Source organism: Candidatus Thiodiazotropha sp. AKAK2 (genome assembly GCF_058244685.1).
Map to the genome: position 1 here is coordinate 74,999 of NZ_JBSYOP010000023.1, position 20,099 is coordinate 95,097.

The window sequence follows — 20,099 nt, forward strand, 5'->3', positions numbered from 1 at the left end:
ATGAAGTTATAGAAACAGGTACCCAGTTTAAAGATTTATTTGATCGCTTTCAGGAAATCGATCAATTGTTCTCGCGGCAGTTTTCCGGTGGAGTTTCTCGGCAGTGACGTCACGAAATGGAGTGGTCTGGGGAGAAATGCCGCATCGATCGATTGAGCAAGCTGATGGAGCACTTCCTGCTTGCTGAGTGATGGGGCCACCACCAGCGCGCTCAGCCGCTGTTTCTCATTGTTTGGATTCTCAGGAGGGACGAAGACCCCATCGATCACTCCGGGTATGGCCAGCAGCTTCTGGTTCAGGTCGCCGAGCGAGGCCCGTTTGCCGGCGATCTTCAGCATATCGTTATTGCGCCCCAGCAGTCTGAAGCGACCACTGGTGAGGATCTCGATATTGTCGTTGAGCACTACCGGGTGCGGGAGATGTCCCCCACTGGCATAGGTCTGGTTGCCCTGCTGTTCCATTTCGATGCCATCATAGAGGGTCCAGCACTCATCCTTGAGGGTGTGCCGGCTGGCGATCGAGCCGGTTTCGGTGGAACCGTAGATCTCATAGATCTCGGTTTGCAGTTGCTGCTCCGCCTCGGCGGCGAGCTCTCTGCTGAGCGGCGCCGTGGCTGAGATGATGAAGGAGATCTCCGGCCAGCTGATACCGGCGTCCAGGCAGGCCCGCAGATGGAGTGGTGTGCTGATCAGAACCCTCGGCGCTGAAGTGAGTGCCAGATCGGCCGCGATGTCCGCCGGAAACAGCGGTCGTCCGGTATGTACCGCGATACCCCCTTGCCAGGGGAAAAATATCGATGTGGCCAGTCCATACATGTGTTGGGCAGGTACCGTTGCCACCAGTGATGAGACGGAACGGGAGAGGAACGGAAAACGCTGCAATGCACTTTCGGCTTCCGCCTTCAGCTCTCCCCAGCTCTTGGGGTTGGGTTTGGGTGTACCGGTGGAGCCTGAGGTATAGAGGATGGCAACCTGACGATCCGCTTCGATCTGTTCCGGCAGCGCTATTGAATCGCTGTTCTCGGCATCCAGCAGTTCTGTGTAGAGTAGCTGCCGGGCTTGGATTCCCTGCTGCAACTGATCGGTCAGGCAATAACCGTCACGGCTCTTGTTCAACAGACTGTTCACCGCGCCCGGCGTATTGTTGGAGGGCATCAGAGTAACCTGCTGGCGCACAATCGCGGCGGCAAAGCTGACGGCGAAGTGATAGCGGTCTTCACACAGATTTACCACCTGTCCGGCTTCAGGTAGCTGGGCTGCCAGCTTGGCCACATCCTGATAAAACTGGGCGGCCGAGATACCGGCCCCACGGTGCCAGGCGGCGAGCTGCTGTGGATGGTGCACCAGCATACTGCAGTGAATTGGGCTGTTTAAAGCAGGCTGCGCCATTCAATTCTCCGGACCAGTCGAACGAAATTCAGAAAACCGGGATGCTCAAGATGGGGCAGTTTGCGCTCCCTGATACGATATTCGATGAGTAATCCCGCAATAACAATTAGATAGTTTACAAAGTTCGTGAAAAGTGACCAGGTTTCTGTGTCAGCATAATGTGCCAGAAGGGCGCTCTCAATCGTCAAAAACGCAAACATGCACGACCAGAACAGGGTGACCCGCCGGGTGTAGAGGCGTTCGTAATCGTTCAAATCCCGCTCATCTTTGTGCATCAGCTCCGCAAAGCGGGTGATCAATGGCGTCTGTCCAGGCAGCAGGGTCATGGTAAACAGTGTAAACAGGCTACCGTTGATTGCTATCGGCGGCAATTTCAAAAGCTGAATCGTATCCGGCTTCATGAAGATCAACCAGGCAATGCCAAACAGGGCGATGGCAATGATCAGCCAGCCGATCAGCCGGCCTTTGATCAGCTCAAGTCCACCCCAGTTCGCTAGCAGCAACATCAGGATCAGGCTGGGTGCGGTCAGGCTGTCACTGACGACGCCGAAATGGAGCACCAGAGGATAGGCGAGGGCGAGCAGCAGCAAGCCGATGTGAGCAAGTCGCCGCAGTGGGTCGTTAACTTCGTGTTGGACTCCGTTCATTATTATTTCGTAGCTCAGCACCAGGTCTATGACACGATTTAGTCAAAACCTGAGCTTGGTCCTTTAACTCTATGAATTCATTCGGGACAAGGCGTAAGTGGCAAGATAGCTCATTACAACGCCGATGGCGACTGTCAGGCCGATTGCGTGTAACACGGGAATCGAAGAACTGGCAAGGATCGCAAACACACCTGCGGTACTCAGGGCGCAAACGCTCAGGGCATGCAGGGTTAGCAGTGCATCACCCTGCTGCTGTTCGCGACGGCCGAAAAACAGGCTGTAATCCAGACCGATGCCCAGTACCAGCATCAGTGAGATCAGATGAAACAGGTTCAGGGCTTCACCCATCAAATGTAACACACCCACACTGGCCAGAATAGCCAGGCCGATGGGTATCAGGGTGGTCAGCGCCCGTTTCAACGAGCCCAGGCCAATCCACAACAGGATCAGCATCAGACCACTGCCGAGGGCCACCCGCTGCAGGATCTGCAGTCTGAAATCCCCCACCAGGCCACTCACCTCCTGCTTCAGGTTCAGATAACTCACCTCAGGAAGGTTTGCCTCAACATAGATCTTAATCTGCTCGGGATCGGCAACAGTTTGCAGGGGGATCAGAGCGAACCAGGCCGATTGACCCTCGCGGATCATGCTCTCCAGGCGGGTTTTCAACCCGCTCGACATGGCCTCCGCATAGCTGAGGGGAGGCAGGCTGCGGCTCTGTTCGATCGCTGCGATAAACGGATCAAAAGCAGCCTCGCGAAACGGCAGTCCCTGCATGGCCTGTTGCAGATTGTCCGAGAGCCCCTGCCGATCGGGCAATGATTGTTGCCTGGCACTCTGTTGCTGTTCACTGGGGAGATAATCACTGGGGAGTGAGATGTCGATCAACGAAGCGCCTGCCGGATCCTGTTGCAGATGCTGGCGTAGCGCTTCACTGTGCTGCAGCAGCTGTTGTGGATCCTCCGCTTGGATCAGCAACAGGTGGCTGGGATCGCTGGTGCTGAAATGTTGGCGAAGCTGCCGATCCTGCTCCAGCAATGCCTTGGGCAGCGGGGAGAAGGTGGCAATATCATCCTGCCAGAGCGGCTTCGAGGAGAGCAGCAGAGTGGTCAGGCTGATCACCGCCAATGCAAGCATCACCAGTGAGGGCCAGATCTTCCTTTTGAGCATCACACTGAGCAGCGTCATGCCTCTTGGCTGAGGCGGTGAGAAGGGTTGGGGAAAGACTCTCGGCAGCAGCAGGCGGCTGGTCAATGCGGCCGTCAGCAGACCGGTCAGGGTAAACAGGCCCAGTTGACGCAGCCCAACGAAATCGGTGGTCAACAGCACCAGATAGGCGATGCAGGTGGTGATGACCCCCAGGCGCAGGGTTCGCCAGATCGACAGCATGGTGCTGTCTACCGGCTCGGAGTGACGAAGATGGCTGAACAGATGGATCGGGTAGTCCAGTGTCACCCCGAGCAAGGTGATGCCGAATGCCAGGGTGATGCCATGCAACTCACCAAACGCAAGCTGACAGACGATGGCGCCGGCCAGCAGGGCACTCAGTAGTGGCAGGGCGGCAAACAGCAGATAGGGGAGAAACCGGTAGGCACTGAACAACAGCAGAGCGATCAGTGCCGAGGCGACCATGCTGAGCGTCTGGGTCTCATAGTGGATGACAGCCCGGGATTGCACGCCGAAAACGCCAGGGCCGCTGATGATCAAGTGATGTTTGGCATCTTGATCGAGACGGGCAAACTCATCCCGCAGATAGGTGAGAACCGCCTGCTGCTCATCGAGTTCGAGTCCTCCGGCCCGGGTCTGTACCAGCAGCAGGGCCATCTCCCCCTGCTTCGACTGCCACACACCCTGTTCCCGGTGGATGCTCTGTTCGGCCAGCCAACTGCGCAGCATGGCCTGGTAACTGCCCATGGGATCGGCTGCCAGAAGATCCTTGAATGGGGAGGGGAAGGGGGCTTTCAACTCCTCCAGACGCTGCTTCAGCGCTGTATTGAGACGCTCCGCGCTGAATGCTGAAGCCCCGACCCCGGGTGAGATCAGGTAGCGGTATTTGAAAAGCAGCGGATCGATCTGCAACGCCCCGGGAGCGCCGTTTTCAACCCGGCTGAGCAGGGGGCTGGTGCGTAGACGGGCTGTCAATTGTTGACTGAGATCGGCGCGGGATATCGCATCGCCTTGAGTGATCGCCAGCAATAGCAGTCGGTTGGCCGGGCCCTGATTGATTTCATTCAGCAGTATCTGCTGGTCCGGGGCTGTGCCCTCCGGCAGAAACAGGCTCATATCGGTACGCAAGGAGACCTGACTGAACACCCACCAACTGCAGAGTGCCAGTGCGGCAAGCCAGGCCAGCAGGGTGTGTATTCGGATGGTCATTGTCGGTTCATGCTATCGGTGGGGCTTGCAGAGGACCAGTCGACACTCATTCCCCGATGGGCATCAACTGGGTGATGATCTGATCACCGTTGCTCTCGATCACCAGGTAGCGTTCGATCTGCAGGTCTGTTCCTGTGATCTCGATACGGGTGATCTTGTTGCCCAGTGCCCCCGCTCTGGGGATCAGATTCAGGCGCCAGGCATCCCGGCTGCCAGTCAGTTCGGGGTTGAAATAGCGTTCGAGTGTCTCCCGATCACCACTCAATACCGAGCGGAAGGAGGCGCTGAAAGCCAGCAGTTCCGGGATGTTGTCCAGCAGCACAACCTGTTGCTGTTGATTCCGCCACAGGGTCAGCCGATTCCCCTCGATCTCATATTTGGTGCGGCTCGGTGGTGCGAGGGTTCTGACCAATCGATCGGGTGGCTGGAACAGCAGGGTGCCCTGTTGTTCGATCGGTTGATCGAGCAGGGCCAGTTGGCGTGTTTCGGTGAAACGGGCCTGCCGCTCGCCAGACGCCTGCCACTGAGTCATCAGATAGTCCAATGACCAGTGCGGTTCTTCGGCCGCTGCCGGTAAGCTCAGACTGAACAACAGCAGAACGAGTGACAGAAAGGTGATCCCTGACCTATTCAGAGGCATCGTCGCGCCCCCAGAAGTCGTAGAAATTAAACCAGTTGTAGGGCGCGTGACGGGCATGGAACTCCAACCTGTCCGCATAGCGCTGGGTCCAGGTTTGCAACATCTCCTCCCGACGTCCCCGCTCAAGCTCCACCCGATCGGTAAAATGCTCCATACGGATCTGATAGCGGTTTCCCCCCAGGTAGAGTCCGAAGAAGAGAAATACCGGGCACTTCATGATCGAGGCAAGCAGCATCGGGCCCTGGGGAAAGGTGGTGTCCCGGCCGAGGAACTGGCACTGCACGGTTTTGTTGGTATCGGTGACGCGGTCACCCAGCAGACCGAGGATGCCGCCCTGATCGACCACCTCCTGGGCTTTAATCAGGGTGTCTGGTCGGCCCAGCTCGATGATGCTGTCGACGAGCGATGGGTTCAGCTCGGAGAAGACCTGCATCATCATCTCGTTGTGTTGAGGATACATGAGGATCTTCAGCGGCAGTTCCCGTTTTGTGATCGCCGTGGCGCGAAGAATCTCAAAACTGCCCAGATGGGAACCGAGCAGAATGCAGCCCTGATTGGCATCGAGATGTTGGGCGATCAGCTTATGGTTGTGGATCTCCAGATCGAAGTAGTCATAGCGATCCGCCATCAGGAATACCCGGTCGAGGATGGTGGCCGAGAAGGTGTGTATGTGTTTGGCGTTATCGAGCAGGTTGGCGGGGCGGTCGAGGGTAAGATTGAGATAATCGGTCGAGGCACGCCGCTGGTTGGATCCGGTGATCAGGAAGTAGAGGGTGATCGGGTAGAGTATCAGGCGAGCGGTGAATCTCCCAAGATTCAAGGCAATCCAGAGAATCAGATGGAGCGCACCTGTGGTACCCCGTTCAACCTGCCCCTGCCATCGTCTGCTCAAGGATTTGATCCACTCTCAATATAGGCCAGCTTGCCGGCTGTTATGATTTGATCATCGACTGCACACTCGAAGCTGATCTGGCCGGGTTTCATTTCAGCGCGTAGCTCAAAGCCCTGTTCAGGCAGCAGCGGCTGCATGAATTTGGCGGTGATGATTTCATTGATGCTGATCTCGGGTAAATGGTGTTCAAGCAGCTCGATCACCCGGTCCAGGATCAAAGTTCCCGGTACGATGGGATTGTCTGGGAAATGGCCAGCCAGACAGGGATGATCTTTGGCAAAGGGGTCTGCTGTTTCGCGCCACACAGTCAGCGATTATCCACGATGTACTGAGTCAATTTGGATAGGGAAGAGAAGATCTCGGTGAGATTCTCGTCGTCAGCTTTTAATTGAATGCCGAATTTCTGTTTGATACCTAATGAAAGCTCCAGTGCGTCAATCGAGTCGAGTCCGAGGCCGTCTCTAAACAGGGGTGCGTCAGATTCAATTTCTTCAGCAGTGACGTCTTCCAGATTGAGGGTCTCAACAATCAGCTGAGCAACTTCGAGTTCGGTAGGTGATGCACTTTCCATCTATTTGTCTATCCAGTGAATTTAGCAAAAAACAGTGATTGTCGGAGGATTGCCTGCGGCAACTGTCCCCGGAATCTCTATATCTTACCGAAAAAACCCGGGATACAACCACTATTCTTTAAGGAAACTCTGAATCAGTCTGAGACCAACAGGTTGTCGAACAATTTGTGCCGACTCAAGGCGTAGACCCTGATTGCATGCCCTTTGCTGCGATGATCGGTATCTCGCTAGCGGTGCATGTGCCGTCAGCTTGTCAGTGCATCACTTGTTGTCAGAGAGCCAGCATGATCCATTAAAGAGCCGGAAACCTCAGGCCGGTCTTTGATTCCCACGAACGCCTCATTCCATCAGGACGTTTTTCTTCGATCCCGGCCTGCGCCAGGGTGACAGAAAAAGAGATCACCGGAGGTTGCTTGGGAATTCAGTACCGAGTGAATTTGCCTAGGCAGGGTGAGGCCTTTTCAGCCTCTATTGATACTCTGATCTTATCGGGTTATCTCCCTTGCCCGGTAAAGATCTATTCACTGCCCCGTTGTTTCTGGCACACTCTGCGCCATGAAATATCTTGATCTGCCAAACGCTCCTGTTGAATCAGCCGACATTCTTATTCTGCCGGTTCCCTACGAGCGGACTGTCACCTATCAGGGAGGTACAGGCCAGGGACCCGCAGCGATCCTCGATGCCAGCAGCCAACTGGAGTTTTATGAAGAGGATGCGGGCTGGTGTCCAAGCCGCCATCTCAAATCCACGGTGCTGCCATCGGTATCTTTGGTTGCGGCAACGGAAACAGAGTTCCATCAACAGTTGTTTCAAACGGTGCAGGCACTGCCCCGGGAGAATCTCTTGATTGCACTCGGGGGGGAGCATTCGATTACACCTGAGATGGTCTATGCCCGTATGCCTGAGGGGGGCACCATCGTTCAGATTGACGCCCATGCGGACCTGAGGCCCAGTTACCATGGCTCGGTCTATAACCACGCCTGTCCCATGTACCGGCTCTGGCAGAAGGGCTACTCACTGTTGCAGATCGGACTCCGTTCGCTGCATGAGAGGGAAGCGGAGCTGATCGACAGAGAGAGCCGGATCACAAGCTATTTCGACAGACAGCTGTTGCGGCCGGAGGTCTGGCAGGCGCTGCTCAATCGACTGGCTTCGCTACAAGGCCCGGTCTGGCTAACCATCGACCTGGATGGGTTCGATCCGGGGCTGATCTCCGGAGTCGGTACGCCACAGCCAGGGGGGGTGGGATGGCACCAGGGGGTGACCATTCTGCAAACCTTGTTGAGTAACCAGTCAGCTGAACTGGCCGGCATGGATATCGTCGAGCTGGTGCCTGAAGCGAACCGGGTCTCGGATATGCTGGCGGCCAAACTGCTGCAGAAAGGCATCTCCTTCTGGGGCATGTCCAGAGGATTCAATCAACACCCTGAAACGGGATCTCAGATTGGAGTGGTCGATGAGTAGTAACCATTGGCATCAACAACAGGCGGAAGCGCTCTATCAGCTCAACCAGTGGGGGAATGGCTTTTTCAGTATCAACGATCAGGGCCATGCGGAGGCGATCACCGACGGTGTTCGCCGGATCGATCTGAAAAAACTCTGTGAAGAGCTGGCGGAACAGCAGCTCAGGCCGCCGTTGCTGTTACGCTTTTCGGATATGTTGAAACGGCGTATGGATCAGATCAGTAATCGTTTCAAACTCGCCATCAATCAGGCGGAGTATAGCGGGCGATACTATGGGGTCTATCCCATCAAGGTGAATCAGCAGCGACAGGTTGTGGAGGAGGTTGTCGAGTTCGGCGCGGACTACCACTGGGGGCTGGAAGCCGGCTCCAAACCGGAACTGCACGCCACTCTGGCGATGCTCGAGGATGTGGAAGGGCTGATCATCTGCAACGGCTACAAGGATCAGGAGTTTGTCGATCTGGCGATGATCGGCCTGAAGATGGGCAAGCGGGTGTTTGTGGTGGTGGAGAAGCCCAATGAGCTTGAGCTGATTCTCGATGCGGCAGCCCGCTTCGAGGTGGAGCCGTTGATCGGACTGCGTTGCCGGATGGCGACAGCCAGCAACGGCTTGTGGCACGACTCCGGTGGCGACCACTCCAAGTTCGGTCTCTCGCCAAGGGAGCTGCTGGAGGCGGTCAGCCGACTCAAACAGCTCGATCAACTCGACTCCCTGCGGCTGCTGCACTTCCATATCGGCAGCCAGGTGCCGCAGATCCGCTACATCAAGGAGGCGATGCAGGAGGCGGCCCGCTACTTTGTCGAAGTGCACCAGTTAGGCGCGCGCATCGAGTTCATGGACGTGGGGGGTGGATTGGGCGTCAACTATGATGGCAACATCTCCGGCAGTAACTCCTCGGTTGACTACAGCCTGCAGGAGTATGCCAACGATGTGGTGATGGCGCTGAAAAACGTCTGTGATGAGTCAGGGCTGCCCCATCCCCATATCATCTCCGAGTCGGGGCGTGCCCTGGTGGCCCATCATGCGGTGATGATTGTTGACGTGGTCGACATCACCCGGCGCATCAACGACACGGCGCCGAAAGAGCCTGATGCAGATAGCCCGGTTCAGCTCCGTCAGCTGTGGGATACCCTGTCCGAATTCGATGCGCTGCAGGCGCGGGAGGCGCTGCACGATGTGACCGCCTATCGGGAAGACATCAACAAGCTGTTCGTCCTGGGCCATGCCACGCTCTCGGATCGGGCCCATGCGGACGATCTTTATTGGCGCATCATCAGCAAAATTATGACAGCGATGGATGAGTCGGAGCTGAGTCAACTGGAACCCGGATTGAACTCGAAGATGGCCGATCGCTATTTCTGCAATTTCTCCGTGTTTCAATCCCTGCCGGACAGCTGGGCAATCAACCAGGTGTTTCCGGTGATGCCGATCCACCGGCTCAACGAAGAGCCCGACCGCCAGGCCATACTGGTGGACATCACCTGTGATTCCGATGGCAAGATTGAGGATTTTCCGCTGCAGAACGGCATATCCCCAACCTTGCCGCTACACACCGAGCGGTCGGGCGAGTCGTATCTGCTGGGGATCTTCCTCACCGGCGCCTACCAGGAGATCCTGGGCGATCTGCACAACCTGTTCGGCGACACCCATGCGGTACATGTCCGCATGGATGGGGACCACTATGAGCTGGAGCAGGTGGTGGCGGGAGAGTCGGTGGCGGAAGTGCTCGACTATGTTCAGTTCCATGAAAAAGTGCTGCTCGACCGAATGCGCCGTCAACTCCAGGAGGCTCGCCTGCAGGGGCGCATCTCGGCCCGAGAGGCGAATCGTTTTCTACGCTGCTATCAGGAGGGGCTGCAGGGCTATACCTACCTGGAGGATGAATCCCCCGGGGCGGTTTGATCCAGGGTGAAAATGCTCAGTGACGCCGCGGGTCCGTGGCGGATGAATGGTATGCCGAGTGTGGTTCGCAGGGGCGTTTCATACTCAGCTTCCGAACCTCTCTGTGGGTCAGACCCGGGTGGTTTTTAAGCTGATAGCCTGCAAAATGGAGTTGCAGAATCGCTTCCTGAAGGCTGTTACGCAGTGATGAGTTGCTCGAGTCCAGGTGTTGCGCCAGCTCTTTCAACGGGATCTCCACATGACTGCCACGCACCGCGACAGGCAATTGCAGCCTTGAAGCCATATTCAGGAAGGGATCCAGTGGCGCCACATCCGGCATTTCATGGTGGTGGGCTTTACTGCTGTAGACCAGCTCCACATCCTTGGGAATCACCTTCAACTGATCCTCATATTGGGTTATCAACGCTTCGCTGGCATGGGACTCGCCGTTGATCACACCGCGGATGATCTGGGTGATATCCCGAGCTGTGCGACAGCAGGGTTTATGGGTCAGGATCGCCGCCATCAAGCGTCGCTGTTCATGGCTCAGATTGGCGGCCTGGTAGCCCGACATATTGAATTGACGCTGGTCGGAGAGGTTGCGCAACAGGGCTTGCGTATAGGCGCTATAGCGGGAGGTATAGTGAAACAGCTCCTCCGCACAGCCACCCCAGCCGGGATGACACTCGGGATAGAATAATCCATCGACATATTTTGCCTGACTAATCATGGTCATACGTAACAGACCTCGATTGAAGTTAAGACTATGGCAATCGTTGTCACTTCTAATGAAAGGATAGAAGGAAATTCCAGTTAGTTAAGGTGTAGTGAAAATCTTCAGTATTGAGAGAGAGTTAGGGCAGATTCAGCCGACTGAGTCAGGGCTGGGGCAGGCCAAACGGCTGGCCGCAGACATCTTTCACCAAACCCTGCTGTAATCTGAGATTTAAATCGTTTCTGAGGTGAACTTGATAACTGTATGATTTATAGTTAAGTTTTTGCTTTTATAAGATCGACATCGCGGCTGGTGGCATGTGCATGATCGGGTTGGCTGCACTTCCCTGACTGCTCAAGGTCAAAAAACTCATCGCGAATTGTTTGCCAAGTGAATATTAGGCTACTTTACTGAATGGATCTCCTTTAGAATGGTTAGCTTCAGTCAGACAGTCATATTTGATCCGAAATCAGCATGAAATGGAGCGCTCATTTTCTGCAGTAACATTATCAGGACAAACTGTAGTAGCAGGGTTAGATGAACGAAATTATTTACAAGATTAAGAACTATATCCGCTCAGCCTGGCGTTTCCGTTGGCAGGCGATTGCCATTTCCTGGATTGTGGCACTGGTCGGCTGGTCCGTGGTCTTTTCAATGCCCTCAAAATATGAGTCGGAAGCCAAGGTCTATGTGGATACGGAGAGCGTACTGCGTCCGCTGCTGCAGGGATTGGCTGTGCAGAACGATATGAATCAGCGTCTGCATCTGATGACTCGCACCCTGCTGAGTCATGAGAATCTGAAAAAATTGCTGATGCTGACCGACCTGGATCACAAGGCCGCCTCCCGGGAAGAGGAGGAGAGGCTGATCGACTGGTTGAGAAGAACCATCGTGGTCGATGTCAATCGCCGCACCATTCCCGGCACCCGGGAGACAGAGAACTTCTACACCATTTCCTTCGAGTACGGCGACCGGTTCATGGCGCAACGGGTCGTGAAGGTATTGCTGGATATATTCGTTGAAAGCGCTCTGGGTGACACCCGGATTGAATCCGATGCCGCCCAGCAGTTTCTGCAAAAGCAGATCGTGGAGTATGAATCCCGCCTGGTTGAAGCGGAAAACAAACTGACCGAATTCAAACGTAAAAACGTCGACACCCTGCCCAGAGAGAGTGGCGGCATCTTCTCTCGGTTGGAGGCTGCCCAGCTCGATCTGGAAACGGTTCAGTTGCAATACAAAGAAGCCGAGATCCGTCGGGATGAACTGAAGAACCAATACAACACCACCCTGGAGGAGGAGCAGCGCCGTCAGGAGAGCCTGGGACTCTCAGCGGCTTCCAGCTCCCCCATGGGACAGCGCCTGCTGGCGATGCAGACCCGCCTGGATGAACTGCTGCTTCGCTATACGGATCAGCATCCGAATGTACAGGAGCTGCAATCTAAAATTGCAGAGCTGAGAAAACAGGCGGCCAGTCAACCCGATACAGCGACAATGCCGGTTTCCAGCTCTTCCGCTGGTGGATCTTCCGCGTTGGAAGAGCTGAAGCTCGCCTATCGCCAGTCCGAAGTCGACTTAAGGGCGATACGCTTGCGTAATGATGAGTATCAGGATCGTGTCGAGGAGATTCGGGAGAAACTCGATACCCTGCCTCAAGTGGAAGCGGAGCTGACCCGTCTGAACCGTGACTACGATATCAACAAAGATAACTATCAGGAGCTGGTTCAACGACTCGAATCGGCAAAGATCTCCGACCGGGCCGATGAGGCTGGCGACAATCTGAAGTTCCGTGTGGTCGAGCCACCGAAAGTGCCCTTGCTGCCGGTCGGCCCAAAGCGGCTGCTGTTGACCATTGGTGTGCTGATCGCCGCACTCGGTATCGGCGGTGCTCTGGCGTTCTTATTGTCTCAGTTGAAGCCGGTCTACTTCGATATGCGGACCCTCGGCACCGAGCTTGAGTTTCCTGTGGTCGGTCAGGTCTCAAGAGTCATGACCGAGGAAGTGAAGACCAAGCGGCGAGTGGCGATCAGTGGCTTCATAACCGTGTTCGTCCTGTTGATTTTACTATTCATCGGCATTGTTGCCGTCTATATATTCGGCTTGCGGGACGATATTCTGCTGATCCTCCAGCAGAGAGGACTGATTGGCAATTAATCGAGGTCCCCAGGCGTTCAATTCAGCGCCCTAGCGGGTGGTGGATTGGGCGCCGGTTTCCAGCGAGCAAGCGGTAAAAGGATCGCCCTGCCATTCCTTGATTAAAACGGGGATTTCCGGAGTGCCCAGAGGCAGGACTCAGAACCCAATCTTTGATATATTCCGCCTTTGCTCCACGGGTCAGCAGGAACGATCCGGAGCTCTGTGATCGAAGCGCTGTCAATGTCTGTTTCAGCTGCTGAAAGCGCCCTGATTACGGATTCCCGCTGGTAGGACGCGACACAAAAAGATAACACCATTAACATAAGGTTTTCCGCCTGGATTACTCCAGTGCGCAGTAGAAGAGGGCGATATGTTCAATAAGAGTATGCAGATTCAAGGTTACGATGATGAACTTTGGGCCGCCATTGAGGCCGAAGAGCGTCGTCAGGAAGAGCACATCGAGCTGATAGCGTCTGAAAACTACACCAGCCCTCGGGTGATGCAGGCACAAGGCGGGGTGATGACCAACAAATACGCCGAAGGTTATCCCGCCAAACGTTACTACGGTGGCTGTGAAAATGTGGATGTTGCCGAGCAGCTGGCGATCGACCGGGCCAAAGCCCTGTTCGATGCCGACTATGCCAACGTGCAACCCCACTCCGGCTCCCAGGCCAATGCGGCGGTCTATATGGCGCTTTGTCAGCCGGGGGATACCATCCTCGGTATGAGTCTGGCCCACGGTGGCCATCTGACCCACGGCGCCAAGCCCAACTTCTCCGGCAAGATCTACAACGCGGTGCAGTACGGCCTGAATCCGGAGACCGGCGAGATCGATTACGATGAAGTTGATCGTCTCGCCAGAGAGCACAAGCCGAAGATGATCGTGGCCGGTTTCTCCGCCTACTCACGGGTCGTCGACTGGAAACGATTCCGCGATATTGCCGATGAAATCGGTGCCTATCTGTTTGTCGACATGGCCCATGTGGCCGGTCTGATCGCGGCAGGGCACTACCCCAGCCCGGTGCAGATCGCCGATGTCACCACCACAACCACCCATAAAACCCTGCGCGGTCCCCGCGGTGGTCTGATCCTGGCCAAGTCCAATCCCGAGATTGAGAAGAAACTCAACTCGCTGGTCTTCCCCGGCATTCAGGGTGGTCCGCTGATGCATGTGATCGCCGCCAAGGCAGTGGCCTTCAAAGAGGCCATGGAGCCGGAATACAAAACCTATCAGCGACAGGTCATCGACAACGCCCGCGCCATGGCTCAGGTCTTCCTCGACCGGGGTTACGATGTGGTCTCCAAGGGTACCGATGATCATCTGTTTCTGGTCAGCTTCATCGAAGCGGGCCTGACCGGTAAGGATGTGGATGCCTGGCTTGGCGCGTCCAACATCACCGTGAATAAAAATGCGGTGCCCAACGATCCCCAGTCACCCTTTGTCACCTCCGGTATTCGGGTCGGCACCCCGGCGGTCACTACCCGTGGCTTCAACAAGTCCGAGTGTGTGGAGCTGGCCGGTTGGATGTGCGACGTGATCGATGGCCGTGGCGATGAAGCGGTGATCGAAGCGGTCAAGGCCAAAGTGCTGGACATCTGCGCCAAGCATCCGGTCTATGCCGACTGACAATGAACCTACTGGTACCCGGGTGCTGAACAGGCGCCCGGGTTGCCGCAACCGATAAAGAGCGATGCGCTGTCCATTCTGTGGTGCCCAGGATACCAAGGTGATCGACTCCCGCCTGGCGGGAGAGGGTGATCAAATCCGTCGGCGCCGGGAGTGCACGGTCTGCAAAGAGCGCTTCACCACCTACGAAACCGCTGAACTCAATCTCCCCTGGGTCGTCAAGCAGGATGGCAGCCGGGTCCATTTCGATGGGCGCAAACTCCGCGCTGGTATGGATCGGGCCCTGGAGAAGCGGGCCGTCAGTGCCGATCAGGTCGATGCGGCGATCAACCACATCACCCGCAAGCTGATGGCGGGCGGGGAGCGGGAGATCAACTCCCTGGCGATCGGTGAACTGGTGATGGAGGAGCTGAAGCAGCTCGACCAGGTAGCCTATGTGCGCTTCGCCTCGGTCTACCGCAAGTTCGAGGATGTCAACGCCTTCCGCGAAGAGATCGAGCGCCTCGAACAGCAACCCAGCCCGGAGACCCGGCGTCGCCAGATGGATCTGTTGCCTGATGAGGAAAAAAAGTCTTGAGCAGTGATCTCGACCATCGCTATATGGGGCGCGCCATCCAACTGGCGAAGCGGGGCTGGTACACCACTCAGCCCAATCCCAGAGTGGGTTGTGTGCTGGTCAAGGATGGGGAGATCGTCGGTGAGGGCTACCATCGCCGGGCCGGAGAACTCCATGCGGAGCGCAACGCCCTGGCGGATGCCGGTGAGGCGGCCCGGGGCGCCACCGCCTATGTCACCCTGGAACCCTGTTGTCACCAGGGTCGCACTCCACCCTGTACTGAAGGCCTGATCGAGGCGGGGGTCAAATGGGTGGTGGCCGCCATGACCGATCCCAACCCCAAAGTGGCCGGCAAAGGATTCGAGCAACTGCAACAGGCCGGAATCGAGGTCGTCAGCGGTGTCCTGGAAGCCCAGGCCGCCGCCCTCAATCCCGGTTTCATCAAACGCATGCGACAGGGGCTGCCCTATGTCCGCTGCAAAATGGGCATGAGCCTGGATGGCCGAACCGCCATGGCCAATGGTGAGAGCCAGTGGATCACCTCCGCCGAGTCGCGGGTCGATGTACACAAGCTGCGAGCCGCCAGCAACGCCATCCTTACCGGCGTCGGTACCCTGCTCGCGGATGACCCCTCGATGAATGTGCGCATCAGCCACAGTGAACTGGGCATCGATGAGGATCTGCAGATCCCCGGCCCGGTGCGGGTGGTACTCGACCCGCAGCTGCAAACCCCGGCCAGCGCCAGGATGCTGAACCTGCCCGGACAAACACTGGTGGTCTGCAGTGATGACAATCCGACCCATGGCATCGCCCTGGAGGCGGCCGGGGCTCAGGTGGTTACCGTACCGGCCGTGGAGCAGGGTCTGGATCTACACGAAGTGCTCCAATTTCTGGCTGACCAGGAGATCAACGAAATCCTCCTGGAGTCGGGGGCGACCCTGGCTGGCGCCATGCTCGAACAGGGGCTGGTCGACGAGCTGATCATCTACCAGGCTCCCCACCTGATGGGGGACTCGGCCCGGGGACTCTTCAGGCTGCCCGGGATTCAGCAGATGTCCCAGCGGCTGTCGCTCAACATCACCGATGTGCGACAGATCGGCCCGGATATCCGCATCACCGCCACCCCCCGGATCAACGAGGATAAACCTAGATTCCGCAGTTGACCGCTAAAATCTGACGTAAGGTAATGATTTGCTATATTTATTTATGAATTTCATCATCACCCATCAGGTGAAGCCACTCACGCTACATGGATTTGTGAAAAATCTCAGCGCACCCTGCTGCGTTGTCGTTCTTGTTAAGGGAATCGCCATTAACGGCGAACGACGCCTTGCCGGGTACGCTGAGATTTCCTACAAATCCACGTTCAACTACGGATTCTAGGATTTAAGATGTTTACCGGAATCATCCAGGCCATTGGCCATGTGCAGTCACTGGAGAGCCGGGGAGGGGATTTGCGCCTGACCATCGACAGCGGCAATCTTGAGCTGGATGATGTGGCGCTGGGTGACAGTATTGCCACCAATGGCATCTGCCTGACTGTCATTGATCTCACTGGGCAGGGATTCAAAGCCGATGTCTCTCGGGAGACGATCAATCTGACCACCCTGCACAAGCTTAAAGCGGGAAGCCCGGTCAACCTGGAGAAGGCCCTGACTCTCAATACCCGTCTCGGAGGGCATCTGGTCAGTGGTCATGTGGATGGGGTGGGGGAAATCGTTTCTCGCAGTGATGATGCCAGATCGATCCGATTCATCGTATCCGCGCCTAATGAACTGGCAAAGTATATCGCCCATAAGGGATCGATTTGTGTTGATGGGGTGAGCCTTACTGTTAACGGTGTCAACGGATCCGAGTTTGAACTCAATTTGGTTCCCCATACCTTGCAGGAGACCATTATGGATGGTTATCAGGCAGGTACCCAAGTCAACCTCGAAGTCGACCTGATCGCCCGCTATCTGGAAAGGCTGATGATGGGCGAGCAAGCCGCCGAGATGAACGCAACAGGTGTAACCGAAGCCCTGTTGATGGAGCGGGGGTTTATCAAAGGCCAGTAGTAACGCTAGCTTTTCAAATCCCTCTGTTCGTCATCCCAAACCTACCACGCGTCATCCCGGCGCATTTCGAGATCCAGGAACTAGCAGCGGTATTGTTTTCTCTTAGTTCCCATTTGGCCTCCCTATAAGTGGTTGGTATCCAGAGGAATCACCTGATTTGTCAGCTGAAGGAATTAGCGCTATATTGATTCTATCCAGAAAATAGTGCTCAAGCTCTTGAGTAATAAGGCATAATAAATTTAACAGGGAGGTTGTTCAATTTGTCCTCGACTTCCCAACTATTAATTTTGCAACAACATGCACGCTCTAAGGATGCAGGTGGCCTGCTATCTGGAGAAATACCGGGATTTGGTCATGTTGCAGTTGATACTGACGGACATTTTAAACCAGGAGACTTATTAAAAACTGAAACCTGCAATCAGAATGAGAATATTAATAGAACTAATTGCTAGATATTGCAATATCAGCGCGAGCAATATATTCCAATATCAGCGGCAGTAAGATAATCAACTGTAGCCGCATAAAATAAAAGCATGGAACCAACACAAGCAATAAAATTACTTAACGGAGTGTTATCAGAGGTTGAATCGTCTCCTGGAATTGCCCGAACGGATGATTTTTATGGCCTCAGGGCAGTTGACGCGAAAGTTAAAGAAGCAAGGATGATTTTGTCTGGTGTAAATGGTCTACCTGACACCTTGGTTAAAGATATGGACTCCGATTCAAACTTTGAGGCTAATAGCCGCCGTGTACGCTTGGAAACATTGGCTGAATATGTGAGAAGTGCACTTAAATTCTTAAATGCAGGCGGGGTTACAAAGCCAAAAAATCAAATCTACCCTGCACCAGATGTTTCAAACTTAACAAGCACACTTCCACATCTTAAAGAGTCTATAGATCGGCGCTGGAAGGAAGCACAAAAATGCCAATATACACAATGCTACACCTCTGCCATTATTATGATGGGCAGCATACTTGAAGCACTACTGTTGTCTCGCGCACTTCTTTCCCCTGAAACAGCTTATCGCTCAAGTAAGGCGCCAAAGAAGAATGGTAGATCGCCAGCAATACAAGACTGGACACTAAATCAGCTTGTGGATGTTGCTGTAGAAGTAAAGTGGCTGAAAACAGATCGCGGTAAATTTAGTCACGCGCTACGTGAGTCCCGTAATGTTGTTCACCCATGGGTGGAAGTATCCACACATGCTAATTTCGATGAATCAACTTGTAAAACAAGTTGGGAAGTACTAAAGGCATCAGTAGATGATTTACTTAAATCTATTTAAAAAGCAGCTATCAAGTCGCTCGTGTGGGACGCTGCGCCGCATCGCGGCTTGCGCCCCACAGCTATAAGGTTAGAGCTGAAAGGGAGAAATAGCTATGTCAGATTTACAAGAAGTGATTTTTGCTGTTGTTATTTATAAGTCCTTGTCGGTCTTTGCGGGTGTCTTATCAATTTATTTAGGTTACCGGTTATTTCAATCTGGAGTTTATGAGAAAGCAGGCGAACTCAAGGCCGCGTGGGGAGAAAAGCACCTTGCTTTAAAGCAAGCCGCTCCGGGTACATTCTTTTCGCTATTTGGTGCGGTGGTGATTGCAGCGTCTATCGCAAAAGGAATGAATATCGAGCACATAGCGAACTCAATTAGCAGTCAAGATTCTTCGCGCAGCGGGCTGGTTCTGGGGGGGGATCCATACCTTTCACCTATGATGGGAGTTAGCAGTTGGGAAGTCCCTCATCAGGTGCTCTCATCGATCGAAAAGATGTCTAATGGAGAGAAAATCTCCCCTGAAGAAAGGGAAAAGTTGGAAAGCTGGGTAGCAAGAGCAATTGAAGTCAAAACAAATATTAAAGCGAATTTGCTGGATCTGGAGCACAAGCCAGATGCTGGGTGAGCGCGAATCGCTCTAAAAAATAGTATCGTATATGGACTCCTCCAGTTGAGCAACTGCAGTGACGCAGAAAAACAAATAATAACAAAGACACCCACTCAAATAGTTAGAGCTTACAAGGAGGGAATAGAGTGCAAGAAGATAATCAGTTAGAAAATTTCAGGCCTGGAATAACTATCCTAGGGCAACACTTATCGTATCCAACATCTAGGGACGCCTTATACGGTTTAATCGCTTTAGTTGTGGGTGTATGTGGAGAACAGGGACACCCAGCGTTTGCTCTAAATCATGCTAGCGTTGTTATCAAATGAACAAATGAAGGGTGCCCTGGTTCTCTTTGAAAAACCAGGGGTTTTATAAAATGAAGGTTATGTTGAAAAAAATCATTATTATTTCTTTTTCTTTAATTATCACAGGTTGCGCAACACTAGGATCATCGTACAAACAAGTAGAGAGTAAGCTACAAGACTCCCCATCGGACAAAGCAAGAATTATTGTCTTAAGAACAAATGAATATCAGCTCTATTCGGGGAGGTCCGCTCCAATAAAAATTGATAATGAAGAAGTGTCGTTCTGTCCTATGGGGGGATTTGACTATTTTGATGTATCTGCAGAACGGCATGAGTTAATAACTGAGGTGTGGGATTATCCAGGTAAATGTGGTTTCTCAATAGATCCTAAAGCCGGAGAGCAATACTACTTTGAAGTAATTCCAAGAGAGAGTAGTTTTAATCCATGGTTTATGGTGGGAATGCTGGGTGGGGCGGTAGGTGGTTTGATAGCAGGATCTATAAGTGCAAGTATGGATAAAGGAGAAGAAGGGTGTAGAGGTATGTTTGCGCTTATCCCGCTGAACAAAGAAGAAGCAAAGAATAAAATAATAGAATTACATATAGTTGAAAAGTAAACAGGGACACCCATTATTTTAAAGAGTAACAAAGATACCCACTCCAAAAATGGCTAAAGATATTCCGATAGAAGCAGCCAGGTTTGACACATCAAATTTCTAACACTCTGTTCCATATGATTGAAAGTAGAGGAAGCTCTGTAAAATAAGATATTCAGGAAAAATCACTATTTCATACACATAGTTACTTCTTAACCGAAGCTGATTATCATGTAGTTAATCGTAGTGTAATCCTCCCCGATAATTGGTCCATCGATAATTAGAGTTCTCCGGTTAAACTATGACCAACGGGGGAATGAAAATGAAACGATCAAAATATTCTGAGACACAGATTGTCCGGATATTGAAAGA

18 protein-coding genes are annotated in these 20,099 nt (G+C 53.9%); 10 read left to right on the forward strand and 8 right to left on the reverse strand.

Going from position 1 to position 20,099, the window contains the following annotated elements:
• Positions 1 to 35: 35 nt before the first annotated feature.
• From AC4IE8_RS10765 to AC4IE8_RS10795, 7 genes are all read right to left on the reverse strand, one after another.
• The gene (locus AC4IE8_RS10765) at positions 36 to 1,388 is read right to left on the reverse strand and encodes an AMP-binding protein (protein ID WP_490790989.1); all 1,353 of its coding nucleotides are present in this window, start codon (positions 1,386 to 1,388) and stop codon (positions 36 to 38) included.
• Positions 1,370 to 2,035 (reverse strand): COG4648 family protein, encoded by a 666-nt coding sequence (locus AC4IE8_RS10770; protein WP_068995742.1) that lies wholly within the window; start codon positions 2,033 to 2,035, stop codon positions 1,370 to 1,372. The genes AC4IE8_RS10765 and AC4IE8_RS10770 overlap by 19 nt, the downstream gene beginning before the upstream one ends.
• A gap of 69 nt (positions 2,036 to 2,104) precedes the next feature.
• Positions 2,105 to 4,411, reverse strand: coding sequence for an MMPL family transporter (locus AC4IE8_RS10775; RefSeq protein ID WP_490790990.1), 2,307 nt, complete (start codon positions 4,409 to 4,411; stop codon positions 2,105 to 2,107).
• Between the two features lie 46 nt (positions 4,412 to 4,457).
• Positions 4,458 to 5,051, reverse strand: a complete 594-nt coding sequence (locus AC4IE8_RS10780; protein WP_068995744.1) for an outer membrane lipoprotein carrier protein LolA — start codon at positions 5,049 to 5,051, stop codon at positions 4,458 to 4,460.
• A complete protein-coding gene (locus AC4IE8_RS10785; protein WP_068995745.1) occupies positions 5,038 to 5,943 on the reverse strand; it encodes a lysophospholipid acyltransferase family protein in 906 nt (301 codons plus the stop codon). The genes AC4IE8_RS10780 and AC4IE8_RS10785 overlap by 14 nt, the downstream gene beginning before the upstream one ends.
• Positions 5,940 to 6,248 carry an ApeI family dehydratase gene (locus AC4IE8_RS10790; protein ID WP_068995746.1) on the reverse strand — a complete coding sequence of 103 codons (309 nt, stop codon included), beginning with the start codon at positions 6,246 to 6,248 and terminating at the stop codon, positions 5,940 to 5,942. Before AC4IE8_RS10790 ends, AC4IE8_RS10785 begins: the two co-directional genes overlap by 4 nt.
• A 2-nt stretch (positions 6,249 to 6,250) precedes the next feature.
• Positions 6,251 to 6,514 carry a phosphopantetheine-binding protein gene (locus AC4IE8_RS10795; protein WP_068995747.1) on the reverse strand — a complete coding sequence of 88 codons (264 nt, stop codon included), beginning with the start codon at positions 6,512 to 6,514 and terminating at the stop codon, positions 6,251 to 6,253.
• A gap of 555 nt (positions 6,515 to 7,069) precedes the next feature.
• Between AC4IE8_RS10795 and speB the strand changes: the two genes are divergently transcribed.
• Together speB and speA are read left to right on the forward strand one after the other, a co-directional pair.
• Entirely contained in the window at positions 7,070 to 7,978 is a 909-nt protein-coding gene (gene speB, locus AC4IE8_RS10800) for an agmatinase (RefSeq protein ID WP_068995748.1), read from the forward strand.
• Positions 7,971 to 9,881 carry a biosynthetic arginine decarboxylase gene (gene speA / locus AC4IE8_RS10805; protein ID WP_490790991.1) on the forward strand — a complete coding sequence of 637 codons (1,911 nt, stop codon included), beginning with the start codon at positions 7,971 to 7,973 and terminating at the stop codon, positions 9,879 to 9,881. The genes speB and speA overlap by 8 nt, the downstream gene beginning before the upstream one ends.
• Positions 9,882 to 9,897: 16 nt before the next feature.
• Here the strand turns inward: speA and AC4IE8_RS10810 are convergent, their stop codons facing one another.
• Positions 9,898 to 10,596 carry an endonuclease gene (locus tag AC4IE8_RS10810; RefSeq protein ID WP_490790992.1) on the reverse strand — a complete coding sequence of 233 codons (699 nt, stop codon included), beginning with the start codon at positions 10,594 to 10,596 and terminating at the stop codon, positions 9,898 to 9,900.
• A 516-nt stretch (positions 10,597 to 11,112) separates the two neighbouring features.
• Between AC4IE8_RS10810 and AC4IE8_RS10815 the strand changes: the two genes are divergently transcribed.
• The 8 genes from AC4IE8_RS10815 (at position 11,113) to AC4IE8_RS10850 (ending at position 19,748) form a co-directional block, all read left to right on the forward strand.
• The gene (locus AC4IE8_RS10815) at positions 11,113 to 12,726 is read left to right on the forward strand and encodes an XrtA system polysaccharide chain length determinant (RefSeq protein WP_068995751.1); all 1,614 of its coding nucleotides are present in this window, start codon (positions 11,113 to 11,115) and stop codon (positions 12,724 to 12,726) included.
• A 352-nt stretch (positions 12,727 to 13,078) separates the two neighbouring features.
• Positions 13,079 to 14,335: a serine hydroxymethyltransferase gene (gene glyA, locus AC4IE8_RS10820; RefSeq protein ID WP_490790993.1), complete on the forward strand. Its 1,257-nt coding sequence runs from the start codon at positions 13,079 to 13,081 to the stop codon at positions 14,333 to 14,335.
• Positions 14,336 to 14,399: 64 nt separating this feature from the next.
• Complete coding sequence (nrdR, locus tag AC4IE8_RS10825; RefSeq protein WP_068995753.1) at positions 14,400 to 14,912, forward strand: transcriptional regulator NrdR; 513 nt, start codon at positions 14,400 to 14,402, stop codon at positions 14,910 to 14,912.
• A complete protein-coding gene (gene ribD / locus AC4IE8_RS10830) occupies positions 14,909 to 16,054 on the forward strand; it encodes a bifunctional diaminohydroxyphosphoribosylaminopyrimidine deaminase/5-amino-6-(5-phosphoribosylamino)uracil reductase RibD (protein ID WP_490790994.1) in 1,146 nt (381 codons plus the stop codon). The genes nrdR and ribD overlap by 4 nt, the downstream gene beginning before the upstream one ends.
• Before the next feature lie 228 nt (positions 16,055 to 16,282).
• Complete coding sequence (locus AC4IE8_RS10835) at positions 16,283 to 16,948, forward strand: riboflavin synthase (RefSeq protein ID WP_490790995.1); 666 nt, start codon at positions 16,283 to 16,285, stop codon at positions 16,946 to 16,948.
• Between the two features lie 533 nt (positions 16,949 to 17,481).
• A complete protein-coding gene (locus tag AC4IE8_RS10840) occupies positions 17,482 to 18,234 on the forward strand; it encodes a hypothetical protein (RefSeq protein WP_490790996.1) in 753 nt (250 codons plus the stop codon).
• Between the two features lie 94 nt (positions 18,235 to 18,328).
• Positions 18,329 to 18,844, forward strand: a complete 516-nt coding sequence (locus AC4IE8_RS10845) for a hypothetical protein (RefSeq protein WP_490790997.1) — start codon at positions 18,329 to 18,331, stop codon at positions 18,842 to 18,844.
• 358 nt (positions 18,845 to 19,202) lie between these two features.
• A complete protein-coding gene (locus AC4IE8_RS10850) occupies positions 19,203 to 19,748 on the forward strand; it encodes a hypothetical protein (protein WP_490790998.1) in 546 nt (181 codons plus the stop codon).
• Positions 19,749 to 20,099 lie beyond the last annotated feature (351 nt).

What these genes read in the sequence shown, in the direction of transcription:
- AC4IE8_RS10765 (WP_490790989.1), bottom strand. Translation starts at nt 1,388, where the DNA reads ATGGCGCAGCCTGCTTTAAACAGCCCAATTCACTGCAGTATGCTGGTG.
- AC4IE8_RS10770 (WP_068995742.1), bottom strand. Translation starts at nt 2,035, where the DNA reads ATGAACGGAGTCCAACACGAAGTTAACGACCCACTGCGGCGACTTGCT.
- AC4IE8_RS10775 (WP_490790990.1), bottom strand. Translation starts at nt 4,411, where the DNA reads ATGACCATCCGAATACACACCCTGCTGGCCTGGCTTGCCGCACTGGCA.
- AC4IE8_RS10780 (WP_068995744.1), bottom strand. Translation starts at nt 5,051, where the DNA reads ATGCCTCTGAATAGGTCAGGGATCACCTTTCTGTCACTCGTTCTGCTG.
- AC4IE8_RS10795 (WP_068995747.1), bottom strand. Translation starts at nt 6,514, where the DNA reads ATGGAAAGTGCATCACCTACCGAACTCGAAGTTGCTCAGCTGATTGTT.
- speB (WP_068995748.1), top strand. Translation starts at nt 7,070, where the DNA reads ATGAAATATCTTGATCTGCCAAACGCTCCTGTTGAATCAGCCGACATT.
- speA (WP_490790991.1), top strand. Translation starts at nt 7,971, where the DNA reads ATGAGTAGTAACCATTGGCATCAACAACAGGCGGAAGCGCTCTATCAG.
- AC4IE8_RS10810 (WP_490790992.1), bottom strand. Translation starts at nt 10,596, where the DNA reads ATGACCATGATTAGTCAGGCAAAATATGTCGATGGATTATTCTATCCC.
- AC4IE8_RS10815 (WP_068995751.1), top strand. Translation starts at nt 11,113, where the DNA reads ATGAACGAAATTATTTACAAGATTAAGAACTATATCCGCTCAGCCTGG.
- glyA (WP_490790993.1), top strand. Translation starts at nt 13,079, where the DNA reads ATGTTCAATAAGAGTATGCAGATTCAAGGTTACGATGATGAACTTTGG.
- nrdR (WP_068995753.1), top strand. Translation starts at nt 14,400, where the DNA reads ATGCGCTGTCCATTCTGTGGTGCCCAGGATACCAAGGTGATCGACTCC.
- AC4IE8_RS10835 (WP_490790995.1), top strand. Translation starts at nt 16,283, where the DNA reads ATGTTTACCGGAATCATCCAGGCCATTGGCCATGTGCAGTCACTGGAG.
- AC4IE8_RS10840 (WP_490790996.1), top strand. Translation starts at nt 17,482, where the DNA reads ATGGAACCAACACAAGCAATAAAATTACTTAACGGAGTGTTATCAGAG.
- AC4IE8_RS10845 (WP_490790997.1), top strand. Translation starts at nt 18,329, where the DNA reads ATGTCAGATTTACAAGAAGTGATTTTTGCTGTTGTTATTTATAAGTCC.
- AC4IE8_RS10850 (WP_490790998.1), top strand. Translation starts at nt 19,203, where the DNA reads ATGAAGGTTATGTTGAAAAAAATCATTATTATTTCTTTTTCTTTAATT.